Raw genomic sequence first — 14033 nt, forward strand, 5'->3', positions numbered from 1 at the left:
CGCGCCCGTGCTGACGGCACTGATCAGGGGCGATGCGAGCGGCGCCGCACCAGATCGATGCGCCGGTGCCCTCGCAGTCAGCGGCTTGCCCAGAACGCACGCTGCATGGCGACGGTCTCGTCCGCGATGTCGGCGACCGGGCCGATCAGCTCGACCGCTTTCTGGCAGTGGTCGAATACATAGCGCGAGGCCACGCTCATGGTCGGGTTTTCGCTGTGGTTGCCGGTCACCTGAAGCAGCTGGTGTTCGGTCATGCCGAAAACCACTCTGCCGATGTTGGCCCAGTAGGCGGTGCCGGCGCACATGCAGCAGGGTTCGACCGCCGTGTACAGGGTGCAGCCCCACAGGAACTCCGCGCTGAAGTTGGTTGCGGCCACACGGGCCAGGGTGGATTCGGCGTGATTGACGGCGTCGATGTTGCATTGCTCGAGCAGCACCGTCTCCTGGTCGGGGCCGACCAGCACCGCACCGAAGGGATGGTGGCCGAGGGTGAGTGCGCGGCGCGCGACCTCATTGGATCGCCGCAGGTGCCGGATCATCTGTTCCCGTGTCGGCGTGAGGCCTTGCGGCGGGTAAACGACGGTTTGGTCGCTCATTGACTGTCTCCGGAGTTGTCAGTGGAAAGGGGTGGTGCGGCGGGAAAGAGCTGCTCGATGCTGCGCTGGATACCGCCATAGCCAGTGCAGCGACACAGGTTGCCGCTGAGCAGGCTGGCTGCCTGCTCGCGGTCGGGCCGCGGTGTCTGCTGGTGCAGGTGGGTCAGGGTCATGGCCAGGCCGGGGGTGCAGTAGCCGCACTGCAGTGCGCCGCAGCGGGCAATGGCGTCGCGTACCGGTGCGCTCGCGGCGTCTGCCGCGACATCTTCATAGGTGCGCACGCTGCGACCTTCGAGACGAAAGGCCATGACCAGGCAGGCATTGGCAGGCAGGTCATCGATCCACACCATGCACGCACCGCAGCGTCCGACGCCGCAGCCGGGTTTGGCTGCAATGAGGCCGAAGTCTTCGCGCAGGATGTCGAGCAGCCTGCGGTCGGGTGCGCAACTGACGCTGACTGCCTGCGTGTTGAGCTTGAAACGTACGGTGCTCATGGGGTGTTTTCCAGGTAGTCGAGTATGTCGTCCGGCTTCACCGGCAGGCTGCGCACCGCAAAACCGGTGGCCGCGGCAATCGCATTGGCTACCGCCGGGGCGGTGACGTTGACGCTGATCTCGCCTGCGCCGCGTGGTCCCACCGGGTCATCGTCAGGGAGGTTTTCGACGGCGATGATTTCCATTGCAGGGGCATCGGCCAGCGTAGGGATGAAATAGGCGTCCAGGTTGCGTGCCTGATAGCGGCCTGAATGCGCAGGCAGGTCTTCGATCGTGGCCATGCCCTGGCCCATCAGCGCGCCGCCCTCCATCTGTCCGAGAAAGCCCTGGGCCGAGACCACCGGCCCGAGCGCCGCAAGCAGCGCGATCTGTTCGACGCGCGTCTGCCCCGTCCACGCGTCAACCCGCACCCGGGCGATGGCGGCACTGGCGCCAAATACGTAGTGCGCGGCGGGAACATCGCTGGGCGTTTCTTCGGCGGTGATGACGAGGCTCAGCAGCGGTCTCGCTGCGGGCGCCAGTGCGGCGGCGAGTGCAGGGTAGCTGATGCACAGCGTGCCGTGATGGTCGCGCAGCCCCCCCGCTGCGGGGACGAGGCTGTCCGCGGCGACGCCGAGCAGGCGCGCGCCGGCCACGGTGATCCGCTGCTTCCAGTCGGTGCTCGCCTGCTGCATGGCACGATGGAGCACGGCGGTGGCACGCGAGGCCGCGGTCGGGCCGCTGTCCGGCGTGTGCGCAGTGTCGCCGATGACGGGACGGACATCGTCCTCTGCACAGCCGAGCGCGCTGGCCGCCAGCGCATGGATGGCGCCGACCAGGTTCTGTCCCATTTCGGTGAAGCCGGTGCGCAGTTCGATCTTGCCGTCGGCGGCGAGGCCAAGGACGACCCGGCCGGTGTTCGGTCCGCCCTTGCCAAAGCCGTCGCTGCGATGAACGAGGGCGAGGCCGGTGCCGTAGAGATAGCGTCCGTCAGTGTGGCTGCGCGGCGCTGTCCACAAGGGGTGGGTGCGCAGCACATCGAGCGCGCGTGCGGGGCCGTCGAAGGGCAGCACCTGCTGGCCGAGGGGGCCTGGCGCGTCCGGCGCTGCGAGGTTGAGCGCGCGGAACGCGAGCGGATCGAGCCCGGCATGCGCGGCAAGCACGTCCATCTGACGTTCGAGTGCGAACTGCACCTGCACCGCACCGAAGCCGCGAAAGGCGCCGGCGATGCCATTGTTGGTATAGACGAGGCGGCCGCGCAGGGACACGGCGTCGTAGTGGTAGGGGCCAGACACATGCTCCACCGCCGCATCGAGCACTTCGGGGCCGTGCGTCGCGTAGGCCCCGGTGTCGGCGAGGATGTCGGCGACCATGAAGCGCAGCCGGCCGGCAGCGTCGCAGCCGGTGCGCAGACGGATCTGCATCGGATGACGTTTGACCCCGAGGTCTACCGATTCGCCTCTGCTCAGATGCAGGCGCACCGGGCGTCCGGTATGGAGGGCCAGCAGCGCGGCCAGCGGCTGGATGGTGAGTTCGTCCTTGCCGCCGTAGGAGCCGCCGATCGGGGTGCCGACGACGCGTACTTTGTCGGGGTGGAGCCCGAGGATGGCAGCAAGCACCTGGCGGTCGCGCTCGGGGTTCTGACAGCCGAAACAGACGATCAGGCCGCCGTTGCCATCGTGTTCGACAATGCCGCCTTCGGTCTCGAGATAGGCGTGCATCTGGCGCGGGCTGCGGTATTCGGCCTCGACCACGTGTGCGCAGGCGGCTTCGGCAGCGGCAAGCTCGCCGCGGTCGTGGGTCATGGCGTGCAGCAGGTTGCCGCCGGCATGCACTGGCGGTGCGTCCTCAGCCAGCGCGTGCACGGGATCGTCCACGGTCGCCAGCACTTCGTAGTCGACGCGGATGGCTGCCAGTGCGGCCTGTGCCTGTGTCGGCGTGTCGGCAGCGACAATCGCCACCGGATCGCCGACGCAACGCACCTTGTCCGCGCACAGCACCGGCCGGTCGATGTGGCGCAGGCCGTAACTGCCCTGGCCTGGAACGTCGGCGGCGGTCAGGACGGCATGAACGCCAGGCAGCGCGCGTGCCGCGACGGTGTCGATGGCAAGGATGCGTGCATGCGGATGCGGGCTGCCGAGTATCGCGCCGTGCAAGGCCTGCGGATGCTGACGGTCGCTGGGAAAGGGCGTGGCAGCCAGTTTCGCGGCCGCGTCCGGGCGCGGCGTGGCACGGGCGAGCAGTTCGCGGTGTTCGATCACAAGGTGTGGACGCTGATTCATGGGGATGTCGCCGGTTCAGATGCAGCGTCGCCTGCCTGCAGGCGCCCGAACCGGCCGCCGAGGATGCGGGCTGCAAGGCGGGCGGACGCAGGGTCTGCAGGGAGGTCGGTGGCCACTGCAGCCCGCAGCCCGCGGTCCGCGGGGCCAAGCCGGGCGACTTGGCAGGCGTTGAGCCAGGCTTCGGCGTGAAGCAGGCGGCGCCCGCTGAGGCCGGCGCCGGCAAGGCCGATGCGGATGTTCTGCAGGCGGCCGTCGATGCCGATGCAGACCGAGACGGCGAGCGCAATGCGGGCCGGCGTGAAGGCGGCGCGATGCCCGACCTTCTCGTAGAAATGCTGCTCTTCCGGGTGCGGCGGCGGCAGGTGCAGCGCGAGGATCAGCGGCAATCTGTCGTGGGCGAGCAGGTCAGAAAGTGCCTGGCGCCGGCCGTCCGCCAGTTCGGCTTTGGCCCGGTGCGCGAGCAGTGCGGCGACGGTGTCGCCGAAGCGCCAGCCGAGGTTGCCGCCGAGGGTGGCAAGGTGACGCACCGCGAGTGCGGCCAGGCTGTCACAGGCCATGGCGAGCAGCGGCGCCCGCGCAGCCACCGCGGCGTGGGTGCGCAGCGTTTCCAGGCTGACGGCCGCGCCGATGCGCAGACTGCCGTCCGCCTGCAGCGCGATGCCGTGCGCAGGCTCGAGCGCGAGCACATCGATCAGGGTCAGCGCAGGGGCGGGGCTGCGCCAGCTCAGCTGCAGCGCCGTGCCGCCTGCGATGAAGGCCGTCGCAGGGTCGCGATGCGCGGCCGCCGCCTCTGCCGGCGTGGTGGGGTGGAGGATGCTCAGACTCATTTTGCGCCGCTGTCGCTCAGGCTCCACGGGCACAGCGTGCGCTGCAGCAACACGATGATGCCGTACAGCGACAGGCTGCAGCCCACCAGCAGAGCAAGCGAGGCAAAGGCCATCGGGACCTTGAACGAGGAGGTGGCGTAGAGAATGAGGTAGCCGAGTCCGACATCGGCGGCGACGAATTCGGCGACCACCGCACCGATCACCGCCAGCGTGATCGCCACCTTCAGCGCGCTGAAAATATGCGGCATCGCGTACGGCATGCGGATCTGCCAGTACTCGCGCGACCGGCTGGCGCGCAGCGAGCGCGACAGCTCAAGCAGCTCATCCGGCACCGAGGCGAGGCCGGTGGCGGTGGCGATGACCAGCGGGAAGAAGGCGATCAGGGTGGTGATGACCACGCGCGGCACCATGCCTGCACCGAGCGTGACCACGATGATGGGCGCGATTGCGACGATCGGCGTGGACTGGATGATGATCAGCCACGGCAGCAGGGTGCGCGACATGAGGCGTGAGCCGGTAATTGCGATGGCCAGTGGAATCGCGCACAGGATGGCCACCAGATAGCCGATGATGGCGACCTGAATGGTGGCAAACAGATGTTCCCCCCAGCGCGCGGCATCGATCTCGCCGGTGGAAGCGAGAATGGCGGTCGGCGGTGGCAGGACGTAGATCGGGATCGCGAGCAGACGGCACGCACCTTCCCAGGCGAGCAGCACGCCGAGAAAGGCAAGGGCCGGCGCAAAGCGGTCGGCAAAACGCGTCAGCGATTGCATGGCCTTACTCCGGTTTGCGCGTGAACACCTTCACGCGAATTTCATTGGCCAGCGCGGTGAACACCGGGTCGGACAGGGTGGCGAGGCTGCGCGGGCGGGGCAGCGGCACATCGATGATCTCGGCAACCCGCCCGGGACGTGCGCTCATGACCACGATGCGGTCCGACAGCAGGATGGCTTCCTGAATCGAGTGGGTGACGAACACCACGGTCTTCGGGCGCTCGCTCCAGATGCGCAGCAGCTCGAAACTCATCTCGTCGCGGGTCAGCGCATCGAGTGCGGAAAAGGGCTCGTCCATCAGCAGGATGTCGGGGTCGTGCAGCAGCGAGCGCGCGATGGCCACGCGCTGCTGCATGCCGCCCGAGAGTTCGCCCGGTCTTTTGCCCGCGAACTCGCGCAGGCCGATCATGTCGAGCAGGGCATGCGCGCGCGCGATGTCGCGGTCGTCGACGCGGCCGTACTTGTGCCGCATCGGAAAGGTGATGTTGTCGAGTACGTTGAGCCACGGCAGCAGTGTGGGTTTCTGGAACACCATGCCGATCTCGTCGCGCGGTTCGGTCACCGGACGGTCGAAGATCGAGACCGTGCCGCTGGTTGGCTGCAGCAACCCCGCCACCAGGCGCAGGATGGTGGACTTGCCGCAGCCCGAGGGGCCGATGATGGACACGAATTCGTGCTTGCGCAGGCCCAGTTCGACGTCCTGCAGCGCGACGATGCGGCTGCCATCCTTCGACACGAAGGTCTGACACACATCGGTCAGATCGATCACGTTTCCCATATCAGGGACTTCTCCGGCTTCATCCAGGGGGGGCGTGCCGCGGACTGCGGCACGCCGTTGCGGAAGGACTGCTTACTTGGGCAGGAAGCTGCGATCGACCAGGATTTCCGGGTCGATCTTGCTCTCCGGGTAATTCATCGACTTGGCAACCCACACCCAGGTGGTCTTGAGCAGGCCGGGCTCGAAGGCCCCCATGCCGTCCTTGGCCGAGACTTCGTTCCTGATCAGCGGCGCGGAGGCGCGGAGTTCGGCGGCGGCGCGCTTGACGTCGACTTCCGGCACCATGGCCTTGAGGTCGGCAGCGGAAGCGTCGGGGTTGGCCAGCGCGTAGTCGAAGGCCTTGCGCATCGCGCGGACCACACGCTTGAGCACTTCGGGGCGCTCCTTGATCATCTTGTCCGAGGCCATCATGCTCCAGCCATAGCCGTCGAGACCGTAGTCCGACCACGGCAGGATGGCGAGCTCCTTGCCGGTCTGTGCGAGCACGCCTTCGAAGCCGGGGGCGACGGTAATCCAGTTGATGGTCGCATCCACCTTGCCCTGCGCCAGCATCGGGGCGAGGGTGGTCGGGTCCACCTTGAGCAGCTTGACCTGCGCGGGATCGATGCCCTGTTGCTGCAGCATGACCGGCCACAGTGCGTTGGAGGACGAGAAGGTGGCGGTGGCGATGGTCTTGCCGGCGACATCCTTGAGGCTCTTGATGCTGCTGCCCTTGACCGTGAGCAGTGCGTCCGGCTCCTTGGAATAGATCGACATCACCGCTTTTACCGGCGCATTGCCTTCGGCCACCGCCGTCATCAGTGCGGCGATACCCGCGACGCCGACATCCGAGGTGCCGGCGGCAAGCTTGCTGATGGCGTCGGACGAGCCGCGCCCCGACTGCAGTGTGACTTCAAGGCCTTCTTCCTTGAAGAAGCCCTGGTTGATCGCGGAATAGATGGCGGACTTGTCGCCGCCGGGCACCCAGTCGAGCTGGAAAACCACCTTGTCGGCCGCGTTCGCGGAAAATGCACTGCAGGCGACGAGAGTGACCAGGGTGGAGGCGACGGTTTTCAGAAGCGGCTTCATGAGTGTTCCTCTGTGGTTGGGGCGGTTATGGTGATGTTGTTCAGGGCAGCAGCTGTTCGAGTTCGGTGCACAGCAGTTCGGTCAGGCGCTCCGGCGCGGCCAGCTGGGGAACATGGCCGCAGTCGAGGCTGACGCGGATGGCGCCGGGGCTGAGGGCCTGCATCTTGCGCTGGCTGGCGTGCAGCAAGGAGCGGTCCTGTGTGGCTTCGACGTAGATCCGGGGAACCTTGCCGTAGCGGTTCGGCGACAGGCTTGGCGCCATGATCCGGCCGCGTTCTGCCTGGGGGCGTAACAGGCTGGCGGCATAGCGGGCATCGGATGGGGCGCAGTCGTGCAGAAAGATCCGCTGAGCGACCTCGGGCGGCACCGCGCTGTAGCGCCCGTCGGCCGAGTATTCGAGATGGGGGCCGACGCCGGCGAAGTCGAGCTCGGGGTGCTCGGCCTTGCAGACCTCGACGAGGCTTGCGTAGGACATGCCTGATGGCAACATCATGCCGGCCAGGTAGACCGTGCAGGCCACCCGCTCCGGTATCGCTTCGGCCACCTGGGAGGCGACGATGCCGCCACCGCTGTGGCCGAGGACCACGACCGGTTCGCCGATCTCTTCGATGCAGGCCGCGACGTGTTCGACGTAGGCGTCCAGCGAGGCGGCGTCAGGTGTCTCCTCACCCCAGCCATTGCCCGGCAGATCGACCGCATGTGCAGTCCAGCCGCGACGGGCGAGCAGCGGGCGCCAGCTGGCGAAGGACCAGCTCCCCTGCCAGGCCCCGTGAATCAGGATCATCGTGCGGGTCATGCGTGCTCCTCAGGCATAGGTGCGGCGATAGCACTCGGCAATGTGCTGTTCGACGGTGACGGGCGGGAATCGCGGTGCATCGCCCGGTGCAAGGCAGTTGGGCAGGCACTCGACGAGGTAGTCGGGATTGCCGGTGAAGAAGAACGGAACCGAGTAGCGCTCGCGCCCCGAGGCGTTGATGACGCGGTGTTCGGTCGAGCGGTAGCGGGTATTGGTCCAGCGCGCGATCAGGTCGCCGATGTTGACCACGTAGGCACCGGGCACGGGCGGGGCATCAATCCATTGGCCGGTCTTGGTGTCGCGCACCTGCAGTCCGCCGACCTCGTCCTGCAACAGCAGGGTGATGCCGCCGAAGTCGGTATGCGCACCGCAGCCTTTCTCGCCCGGCTCCGGGTTGGGCGGTTGCGGCGGGTAGTGCAGCAGTCGCAGCGTGGCCGAAGCGTCGGCCGTGAATGCGTCGAAATGATCTTCGGGAAGCTCGAGCGACAGCGCCAGACCGCGCATGACCAGGGCGCCGAGCGCATAGCAGGCGGAGAAATACGCCTCCATCGTGCTGCGGAATCCCGGCAGATCTGCTGGCCACTGGTTGGGACCGTGGTTGAACTTGCCGCTACGCACGCGCGGGTCGTCCTCGTCGAGTTCAACCCCGATGTAGAAGCCTTCCTTCAGGTCGGGAGGCGAGCCGGCTTCGAGCGTCTGTCCGCGCAGCGGCTCGTAGCCGCGGTGGCAGCGCGAATGGGCCTTGTCGAGTGCGAGGAGGGCATCGGCAGGCTGCGCGAAGAGGCGCTCGCTGTAGTCGAACACCTGCGCCGCCAGCGAGGCGGGTATGCCGTGATTGCACAGGTAGAAGAACCCCCTGCTTTCGCAGGCCGCACGCAATTCGCGGCCAACCGCGGAGCGGCGCACCGGGTCGGGCGAGTGCAGGCCCGAAATGTCGATCAGCGGTAGTGCGGTGGAGGTGGTGTTCTGCATGTCGTGCGCTCAGTCGTGATTGGTGTTGCAGTCATCCTATGCGGTGCCCCAATGCTGCCGATAGCGCCAAATTTGATCAGGGGTGATGCCGAAACGGCATCGGACAGAGCGCTGGTGCGCAGGCATGGCTCATGCCGGTACTTGCGGGTCGAGCGCGGGTTCGTCCGCCTCGCAGCGGGCGATTTCTTCGCTCAGGGCATGGATCAGTGCATCCAGCGCCGGGGGCAGTGAGCGGCCGCTGCGAACGTAGATGCCGAGGTCGGAGATGACAGGTCCCGCAGCGATCAGCGGCACATGCACAAGGCGGCCGTCGCGCAACTCGTTCTCGATGCCGATCCGGGTCTGGAAGGCCAGCCCGACACCGCGCAGGCACATGCTCTTGGCCAGCTCGACCGAGGCGCTTTCCATCAGAACGGTGATGGGCTTGCGGTGGTGCGAAAGCAGCGGGCGCAGCTGGGTATGAATGGACAGTGGCTTGCCGGCGAGAATCAGGGGGTAGCGTGCGCAGTCCGCGAAACTGACGCTGGTCTGGGTGGCGAGCGGGTGATCGGCAGGCATGATCGCGCCGAGGCGGAAGTGGCCGAGTGCGCACTGGCGCAAGGCTTCGTTGCGCTCGATCGAGTAACCGATGGCAATGTCGGCATCGCCCGCGGCAACGGCGGCAGCGGCAACCTCCGAACCCGCCGGGCGCACCGAGATATGCAGCATCGGGTATCGCTTCATCATGCGTTCGAGCACATTGGGCAGCAGGTCGGCATTGAGGCCCTCGACGGATGCGATCGACAGCTCGCCGCGGCGGATTCCCTTGAGTGCGTCGAGCTCGGTCGCCATGCGGTGCTCGTCCTGAAGCACGGTGATGACGTGGCGCGAAAAGATCTCGCCGGCAGCGGTCAGACGCAAGCCACCCGGCATGCGGTCGAACAGTGGCGAGCCGATGGTCTCTTCCAGTTGCAGCAACTGGCGGTTGATGGCCGATGAGGCGACATGCAGCCGCCGTGCCGCTTCGCGGATCGAGCCGCAGCGACGAATCATGTCGAAGTACTTCAGGGTGCGGGCGTGGATGTGCATGGAAGCGGCGTGTGGTGGTCCTGGTCAGGAATGCGCCGCGCACCCGGTTCGGGGTGCGCAGAGACGCAGGTCCATAAAGCAGGAAGCAGGCCGGTCGCCACTGCCCGGGGCCGCGGAGACGGTTGCGCTTCAGCGCTGCCAGTGCCCCAGGCGGGTCAGCCACGCCAGGGGCAGCGTGCAGGTCAGTGCCGGGCGGGGCGGTGGGCGCGCCCGCCAGGGCCTGAACATTGGTACAAAAGCTGCTACGAAAAGTCTATCCGCCCGGCTGCAGGGGTTCAGCGGAGCCATTTTCCGCCGATCTGCACCAATCCGGGGCGGATTCCCGAGCGCATCGCCATGCGTGGTGCGCGGTGTCCTTGTCTGTGAGACAGGAGGTGTCAAATGCGTCTGGAAATTCTGGAGCAGGTACAGCGCTGGTCGCAAGACTGGTTTTCGGCAGCAGAACGGGAGAGGGCGAGTGCGCGGCCATCCATGGAGGATGGCACGGTGGACCGCGAAGAGCAGCGCGACGACGCCCTGGCTTACTGGATGCCCTTGTTCCCACCGGGCTGATGCCCCTGCCCGGGAGCGTCAGACCCGGGTTCAGCTTCAGGCAGCCTGCGCGACCGGGTTGCCGGCCGCAGCCGGGTCCAGCCGGTTCACACCACTGACGATGGCGCGAATGGACGCGGTGACGATGTTGGTGTCGATGCCAACGCCATAGAAGTCGATGCCGCCGCTGGCGCCCGAGAGCTCGATGAAGGCGCAGGCTTGCGCATTGCCGCCGTCCTCGCTCGGCGCCACCGAACGCTCCTCGAAACTGCGCACCTGAACGTCGATGCCGACGGTGCGCAAGGCATGCACTGCGGCATCGATCGGGCCGTTGCCTTCACCGGCCAGCATGTGCCGCGTGCCACCGATCTCGACCACGAGGCGGATGCCCTGTGCCGCGCCATGCTCGAACAGGTGATGCTCGCAATAGCGCACCGGTGTGCCGGTCTCGAGGTAGGTGCGCGAGAACAGCCCCCAGATGTCGGCTGCCGCCATTTCACCGCCGGTCGCATCGGTCACCTTCTGCACTTCGCGTGAAAACTCCACCTGCAGGCGACGCGGCATGGCAATGCCGTATTCGGTTTCGAGCAGGTAGGCGATGCCGCCCTTGCCCGACTGGCTATTGACCCGGATCACCGAGTCATAGCTGCGGCCGACATCGGCCGGGTCGATCGGGAGATAGGGTACGTTCCACGGGGCGCCGGCCTTTTGAGCAGCGAATCCCTTCTTGATGGCGTCCTGGTGGGAGCCGGAGAAGGCCGTGAATACGAGATCCCCCACATAGGGGTGGCGTGGGTGGATCGGGAGCTGGTTGCAGTACTCGATGGTGCGTGCAACCGCGTTGATATCGGAGAAGTCGAGTCCAGGGTTGATGCCCTGGGTATAGAGGTTGAGCGCGAGGGTGACGATGTCCACGTTGCCGGTGCGCTCGCCGTTGCCGAAGAGACAGCCTTCCACGCGGTCGGCGCCCGCCATGAGACCGAGCTCGGCGGCGGCGACGCCCGTGCCGCGGTCGTTGTGCGGGTGCAGGCTGAGGATGACGCTGTCGCGGCGGGCGAGATTGCGGTGCATCCACTCGATCTGGTCCGCATAGATATTGGGCGTGGCGACCTCGACCGTGGCCGGAAGGTTGAGGATCACCTTGTTGTCGGGCGTCGCGCCCCACTCGGCTGTGACCGCATCGCACACCTCGACGGCAAAGTCGATCTCGGTGGCGGAGAAGGTTTCCGGGCTGTACTCGAGCATGAACTCGGTTTCCGGCTGCTCGGCGGCGAGCTGCTTGATCATGCGTACGGCCGACACGGCGAGCGCAATCACTTCGGGCTTGCTCATGCCGAACACGACGTCGCGGAAGGTTGGCGACGTCGCGTTATAGACGTGAATGATGGCGCGCGGCGCGCCGCGCACCGACTCCATGGTGCGGCGGATGAGGTCTTCACGCGCCTGGGTGAGCACTTCGATGGTGACGTCGGCGGGAATGTGACCGCCCTCGACGAGCTGGCGCACGAAGTCGAAGTCGGTTTGCGAAGCCGACGGGAAGCCGACCTCGATCTCCTTGAAGCCGATCTCGCACACGGTGCGGAACATGCGCATCTTGCGCTCGACATTCATCGGCTCGAACAGCGCCTGGTTGCCGTCGCGCAGGTCAGTGCTCATCCAGATCGGCGCCTTGTCGATGACGCGGCTCGGCCACTGACGGTCGGCGAGCCGGATCGGTGCAAAGGGACGGTACTTGGTGGCTGGATCCTGCAACATCATGGCGTGTTCCTCGATCTGTCTGAGCCCTGAGGCGATAGGGAGAATCTTACGCAGGAGCACGCGGCAGACGATTGCAAGTTCGGCACAAAATCAGATTGAATGGAGAATAATATTGCGTTCAACGTCGTTTAGTTGGCAGATTGTGCATTACGGAATGCGATGCACTGATTTTCCGTGTGTCAGATCGTCTGTGCGCGTGTGATTTCGTTCGTGATGACAAATCGATTTACGCACTTGCTGCGACGGTGTCCGCTCCTTCCTGTCCGGCCAGGGCATTGGCTTGAGGCGTGCAGCCGTGTTAGAACTTACTGATGGAGCAAGCACAGCCTACCGAGTCCGATCTGGACAGTTCCCCCTCGTTCTGGCGCGAACAGGAGATGCTGCTGATGCAGCAGATCATGGGCCTCGTCGGGAAGAGCCTTTCGCCCGATGTCGTCTTGCGCGAGACCCTGCACTTGCTGTCGGAACTGCTCGGCCTCAACCGCGGGCGAATCGTCCTGCTCGACGATGACGGCAAATCGAGCCGGATTCGCTACGCTTACGGCCTGACCCGGCATGAGGTCGAGCGCGGGTGCTATCTGCCCGGAGAAGGTGTGACCGGGGCGGTGCTGGCGCACGGTCAGCTCATCATCGTGCAGGACATCGATCGTGACGAGAACTTCCTCGGGCGTGCGGTCGAGCGTGAGAACCTGCCTTCAGGGCCGGTCTCCTTCATTGCCTTGCCCATCCGCATCGAACAGAAAACCATTGGCGTGCTCGCCTGTCACCGTATTCGCACGCGCAGCCGCGCGCTTGCCGACGACCTCTCGATCCTGCGCATCCTGGCCACGCTGGCCGGGCAGTTGCTGCAGCTGCAGGCGATGCTTGAGGCCAAGACCCGCGAACTCGAGCAGCAGAACCAGATCCTGATTCATGCCCTCGAGCACGAGACCGCCCGCTACGGCATCATCGGCACCTCGCCGCCCCTGCTGCGGGCCATTTCCGAGCTGGAGAAGGTGTCGGATTCGACCGCGAGCGTGCTGCTGCTGGGTGAATCGGGCACGGGCAAGGAACTGTTTGCGCGAGCCCTGCATCTTGCAAGTCCGCGCCGCGACGAGCCCTTCATCAAGGTGAATTGCGCGGCGATCCCCGATACCTTGTTCGAGTCCGAACTGTTTGGCTACGAGCGTGGCGCATTTACCGGCGCCAGCACGAACCGCGAGGGTCTGTTCGAGCAGGCGAACCGGGGCACGATCTTTCTCGACGAGATCGGCGAACTGCCGCTCTCGATGCAGGGCAAACTGCTGCGCACCCTGCAGGAGGGCACGATCACCCATCTTGGCGGCAAGCGCGAGATCCGCATTGACGTCCGCCTCGTGGTGGCGACGAACCGCGACCTCGAAATGGAGGTGGCCCGCGGGCTGTTCCGGCAGGATCTCTACTATCGCCTGAACGTGATCCCCATCCGGCTGCCTTCGCTGGCTGAGCGCAAGAGCGATATCCATGCCCTTGCGCTCAATTTCATGAGCCGGGCCAACCAGACCAACCAGCGCAGCGTGAACCTGACCCAGGAGGCGATTGCGCGGCTGGAGGCGTACTCGTGGCCGGGCAATATCCGCGAACTGGCGAACCTGATCGAGCGCATCGTGCTGCTGGCCGAGAAGCCGATCGTGGGTCTTGCCGACATCGAGAAATTCATGCCCAGCGGCGAAGCGGCGTCCGCTGCCAAGGCGCTGGCCGAGTCCGCACCGGGTGCAGGGGCAGCGGTGAATCCCGGCACGTTTCCGAACGTTCGCCCCTATGCGCCCGCAGGATCGCACTCGGCCGCCGAGTTGCGCCAGGCGCTCGCCCAGTGCGGGGGCAACAAGTCGCGCGCGGCACAGGTGCTGGGCATGACTGCGCGCCAGTTTGCCTATCGCTGGCAGAAACTGGCGCTCGATGCGTGATGGTTTCGAGCGGAGGCGTAGCAATCGCCCCGGCCTGAAGTGTTTACAAAATGTCGACATTGTTAACAATGTCAGCGGCTGTGATCAGACGTGCGGATGATGACAATCACATCAATGCGCTTCTTGTTTTGATAAAAATCAATGTTTTAAGAAGTTTGCTGTTCTTCTGGCACGGTCGTTGCAAAA

13 protein-coding genes are annotated in these 14033 nt (G+C 65.9%); 2 read left to right on the plus strand and 11 right to left on the minus strand.

What is annotated here, in order from left to right; genetic code table 11:
• Window positions 1–77: 77 nt before the first annotated feature.
• The 10 genes from AC22G6_RS05920 to AC22G6_RS05965 form a co-directional block, all read right to left on the minus strand.
• Complete coding sequence (locus AC22G6_RS05920) at window positions 78–596, minus strand: nucleoside deaminase (RefSeq protein ID WP_487366007.1); 519 nt, start codon at window positions 594–596, stop codon at window positions 78–80.
• Window positions 593–1090 (minus strand): (2Fe-2S)-binding protein, encoded by a 498-nt coding sequence (locus AC22G6_RS05925; RefSeq protein WP_487366008.1) that lies wholly within the window; start codon window positions 1088–1090, stop codon window positions 593–595. The genes AC22G6_RS05920 and AC22G6_RS05925 overlap by 4 nt, the downstream gene beginning before the upstream one ends.
• Window positions 1087–3351 carry a xanthine dehydrogenase family protein molybdopterin-binding subunit gene (locus AC22G6_RS05930; protein WP_487366009.1) on the minus strand — a complete coding sequence of 755 codons (2265 nt, stop codon included), beginning with the start codon at window positions 3349–3351 and terminating at the stop codon, window positions 1087–1089. The genes AC22G6_RS05925 and AC22G6_RS05930 overlap by 4 nt, the downstream gene beginning before the upstream one ends.
• Window positions 3348–4178, minus strand: coding sequence for an FAD binding domain-containing protein (locus tag AC22G6_RS05935; protein WP_487366010.1), 831 nt, complete (start codon window positions 4176–4178; stop codon window positions 3348–3350). Before AC22G6_RS05935 ends, AC22G6_RS05930 begins: the two co-directional genes overlap by 4 nt.
• On the minus strand, window positions 4175–4951 hold the full coding sequence (locus AC22G6_RS05940) for an ABC transporter permease (RefSeq protein ID WP_487366011.1): 777 nt from the start codon (window positions 4949–4951) through the stop codon (window positions 4175–4177). Before AC22G6_RS05940 ends, AC22G6_RS05935 begins: the two co-directional genes overlap by 4 nt.
• 4 nt (window positions 4952–4955) lie before the next feature.
• Window positions 4956–5729, minus strand: a complete 774-nt coding sequence (locus AC22G6_RS05945; protein ID WP_487366012.1) for an ABC transporter ATP-binding protein — start codon at window positions 5727–5729, stop codon at window positions 4956–4958.
• Between the two features lie 72 nt (window positions 5730–5801).
• Window positions 5802–6797, minus strand: a complete 996-nt coding sequence (locus tag AC22G6_RS05950; RefSeq protein WP_487366013.1) for an ABC transporter substrate-binding protein — start codon at window positions 6795–6797, stop codon at window positions 5802–5804.
• A 40-nt stretch (window positions 6798–6837) separates the two neighbouring features.
• The gene (locus tag AC22G6_RS05955) at window positions 6838–7593 is read right to left on the minus strand and encodes an alpha/beta fold hydrolase (RefSeq protein ID WP_199917137.1); all 756 of its coding nucleotides are present in this window, start codon (window positions 7591–7593) and stop codon (window positions 6838–6840) included.
• 9 nt (window positions 7594–7602) lie between these two features.
• Window positions 7603–8565 carry an isopenicillin N synthase family dioxygenase gene (locus AC22G6_RS05960; protein ID WP_487366014.1) on the minus strand — a complete coding sequence of 321 codons (963 nt, stop codon included), beginning with the start codon at window positions 8563–8565 and terminating at the stop codon, window positions 7603–7605.
• Window positions 8566–8694: 129 nt separating this feature from the next.
• Window positions 8695–9633: a LysR family transcriptional regulator gene (locus tag AC22G6_RS05965; RefSeq protein ID WP_487366015.1), complete on the minus strand. Its 939-nt coding sequence runs from the start codon at window positions 9631–9633 to the stop codon at window positions 8695–8697.
• Window positions 9634–10014: 381 nt separating this feature from the next.
• Between AC22G6_RS05965 and AC22G6_RS05970 the strand changes: the two genes are divergently transcribed.
• Window positions 10015–10185, plus strand: a complete 171-nt coding sequence (locus AC22G6_RS05970; protein ID WP_487366016.1) for a hypothetical protein — start codon at window positions 10015–10017, stop codon at window positions 10183–10185.
• Window positions 10186–10221: 36 nt separating this feature from the next.
• Here AC22G6_RS05970 and leuA read toward each other — a convergent pair whose 3' ends face one another.
• Window positions 10222–11922, minus strand: a complete 1701-nt coding sequence (gene leuA, locus AC22G6_RS05975; protein ID WP_487366017.1) for a 2-isopropylmalate synthase — start codon at window positions 11920–11922, stop codon at window positions 10222–10224.
• Between the two features lie 311 nt (window positions 11923–12233).
• On the opposite strand from leuA, the gene AC22G6_RS05980 reads away from it, so the two are divergent.
• Complete coding sequence (locus AC22G6_RS05980; protein ID WP_487366018.1) at window positions 12234–13847, plus strand: sigma-54 interaction domain-containing protein; 1614 nt, start codon at window positions 12234–12236, stop codon at window positions 13845–13847.
• Window positions 13848–14033: the final 186 nt, after the last annotated feature.

This window comes from Parazoarcus sp. PS-13 R2A (assembly GCF_057621855.1).

Coding starts and splice junctions, on each gene's coding strand:
- AC22G6_RS05920 (WP_487366007.1), bottom strand. CDS start 596: ATGAGCGACCAAACCGTCGTTTACCCGCCGCAAGGCCTCACGCCGACA.
- AC22G6_RS05925 (WP_487366008.1), bottom strand. CDS start 1,090: ATGAGCACCGTACGTTTCAAGCTCAACACGCAGGCAGTCAGCGTCAGT.
- AC22G6_RS05930 (WP_487366009.1), bottom strand. CDS start 3,351: ATGAATCAGCGTCCACACCTTGTGATCGAACACCGCGAACTGCTCGCC.
- AC22G6_RS05935 (WP_487366010.1), bottom strand. CDS start 4,178: ATGAGTCTGAGCATCCTCCACCCCACCACGCCGGCAGAGGCGGCGGCC.
- AC22G6_RS05940 (WP_487366011.1), bottom strand. CDS start 4,951: ATGCAATCGCTGACGCGTTTTGCCGACCGCTTTGCGCCGGCCCTTGCC.
- AC22G6_RS05945 (WP_487366012.1), bottom strand. CDS start 5,729: ATGGGAAACGTGATCGATCTGACCGATGTGTGTCAGACCTTCGTGTCG.
- AC22G6_RS05950 (WP_487366013.1), bottom strand. CDS start 6,797: ATGAAGCCGCTTCTGAAAACCGTCGCCTCCACCCTGGTCACTCTCGTC.
- AC22G6_RS05955 (WP_199917137.1), bottom strand. CDS start 7,593: ATGACCCGCACGATGATCCTGATTCACGGGGCCTGGCAGGGGAGCTGG.
- AC22G6_RS05960 (WP_487366014.1), bottom strand. CDS start 8,565: ATGCAGAACACCACCTCCACCGCACTACCGCTGATCGACATTTCGGGC.
- AC22G6_RS05965 (WP_487366015.1), bottom strand. CDS start 9,633: ATGCACATCCACGCCCGCACCCTGAAGTACTTCGACATGATTCGTCGC.
- AC22G6_RS05970 (WP_487366016.1), top strand. CDS start 10,015: ATGCGTCTGGAAATTCTGGAGCAGGTACAGCGCTGGTCGCAAGACTGG.
- leuA (WP_487366017.1), bottom strand. CDS start 11,922: ATGATGTTGCAGGATCCAGCCACCAAGTACCGTCCCTTTGCACCGATC.
- AC22G6_RS05980 (WP_487366018.1), top strand. CDS start 12,234: ATGGAGCAAGCACAGCCTACCGAGTCCGATCTGGACAGTTCCCCCTCG.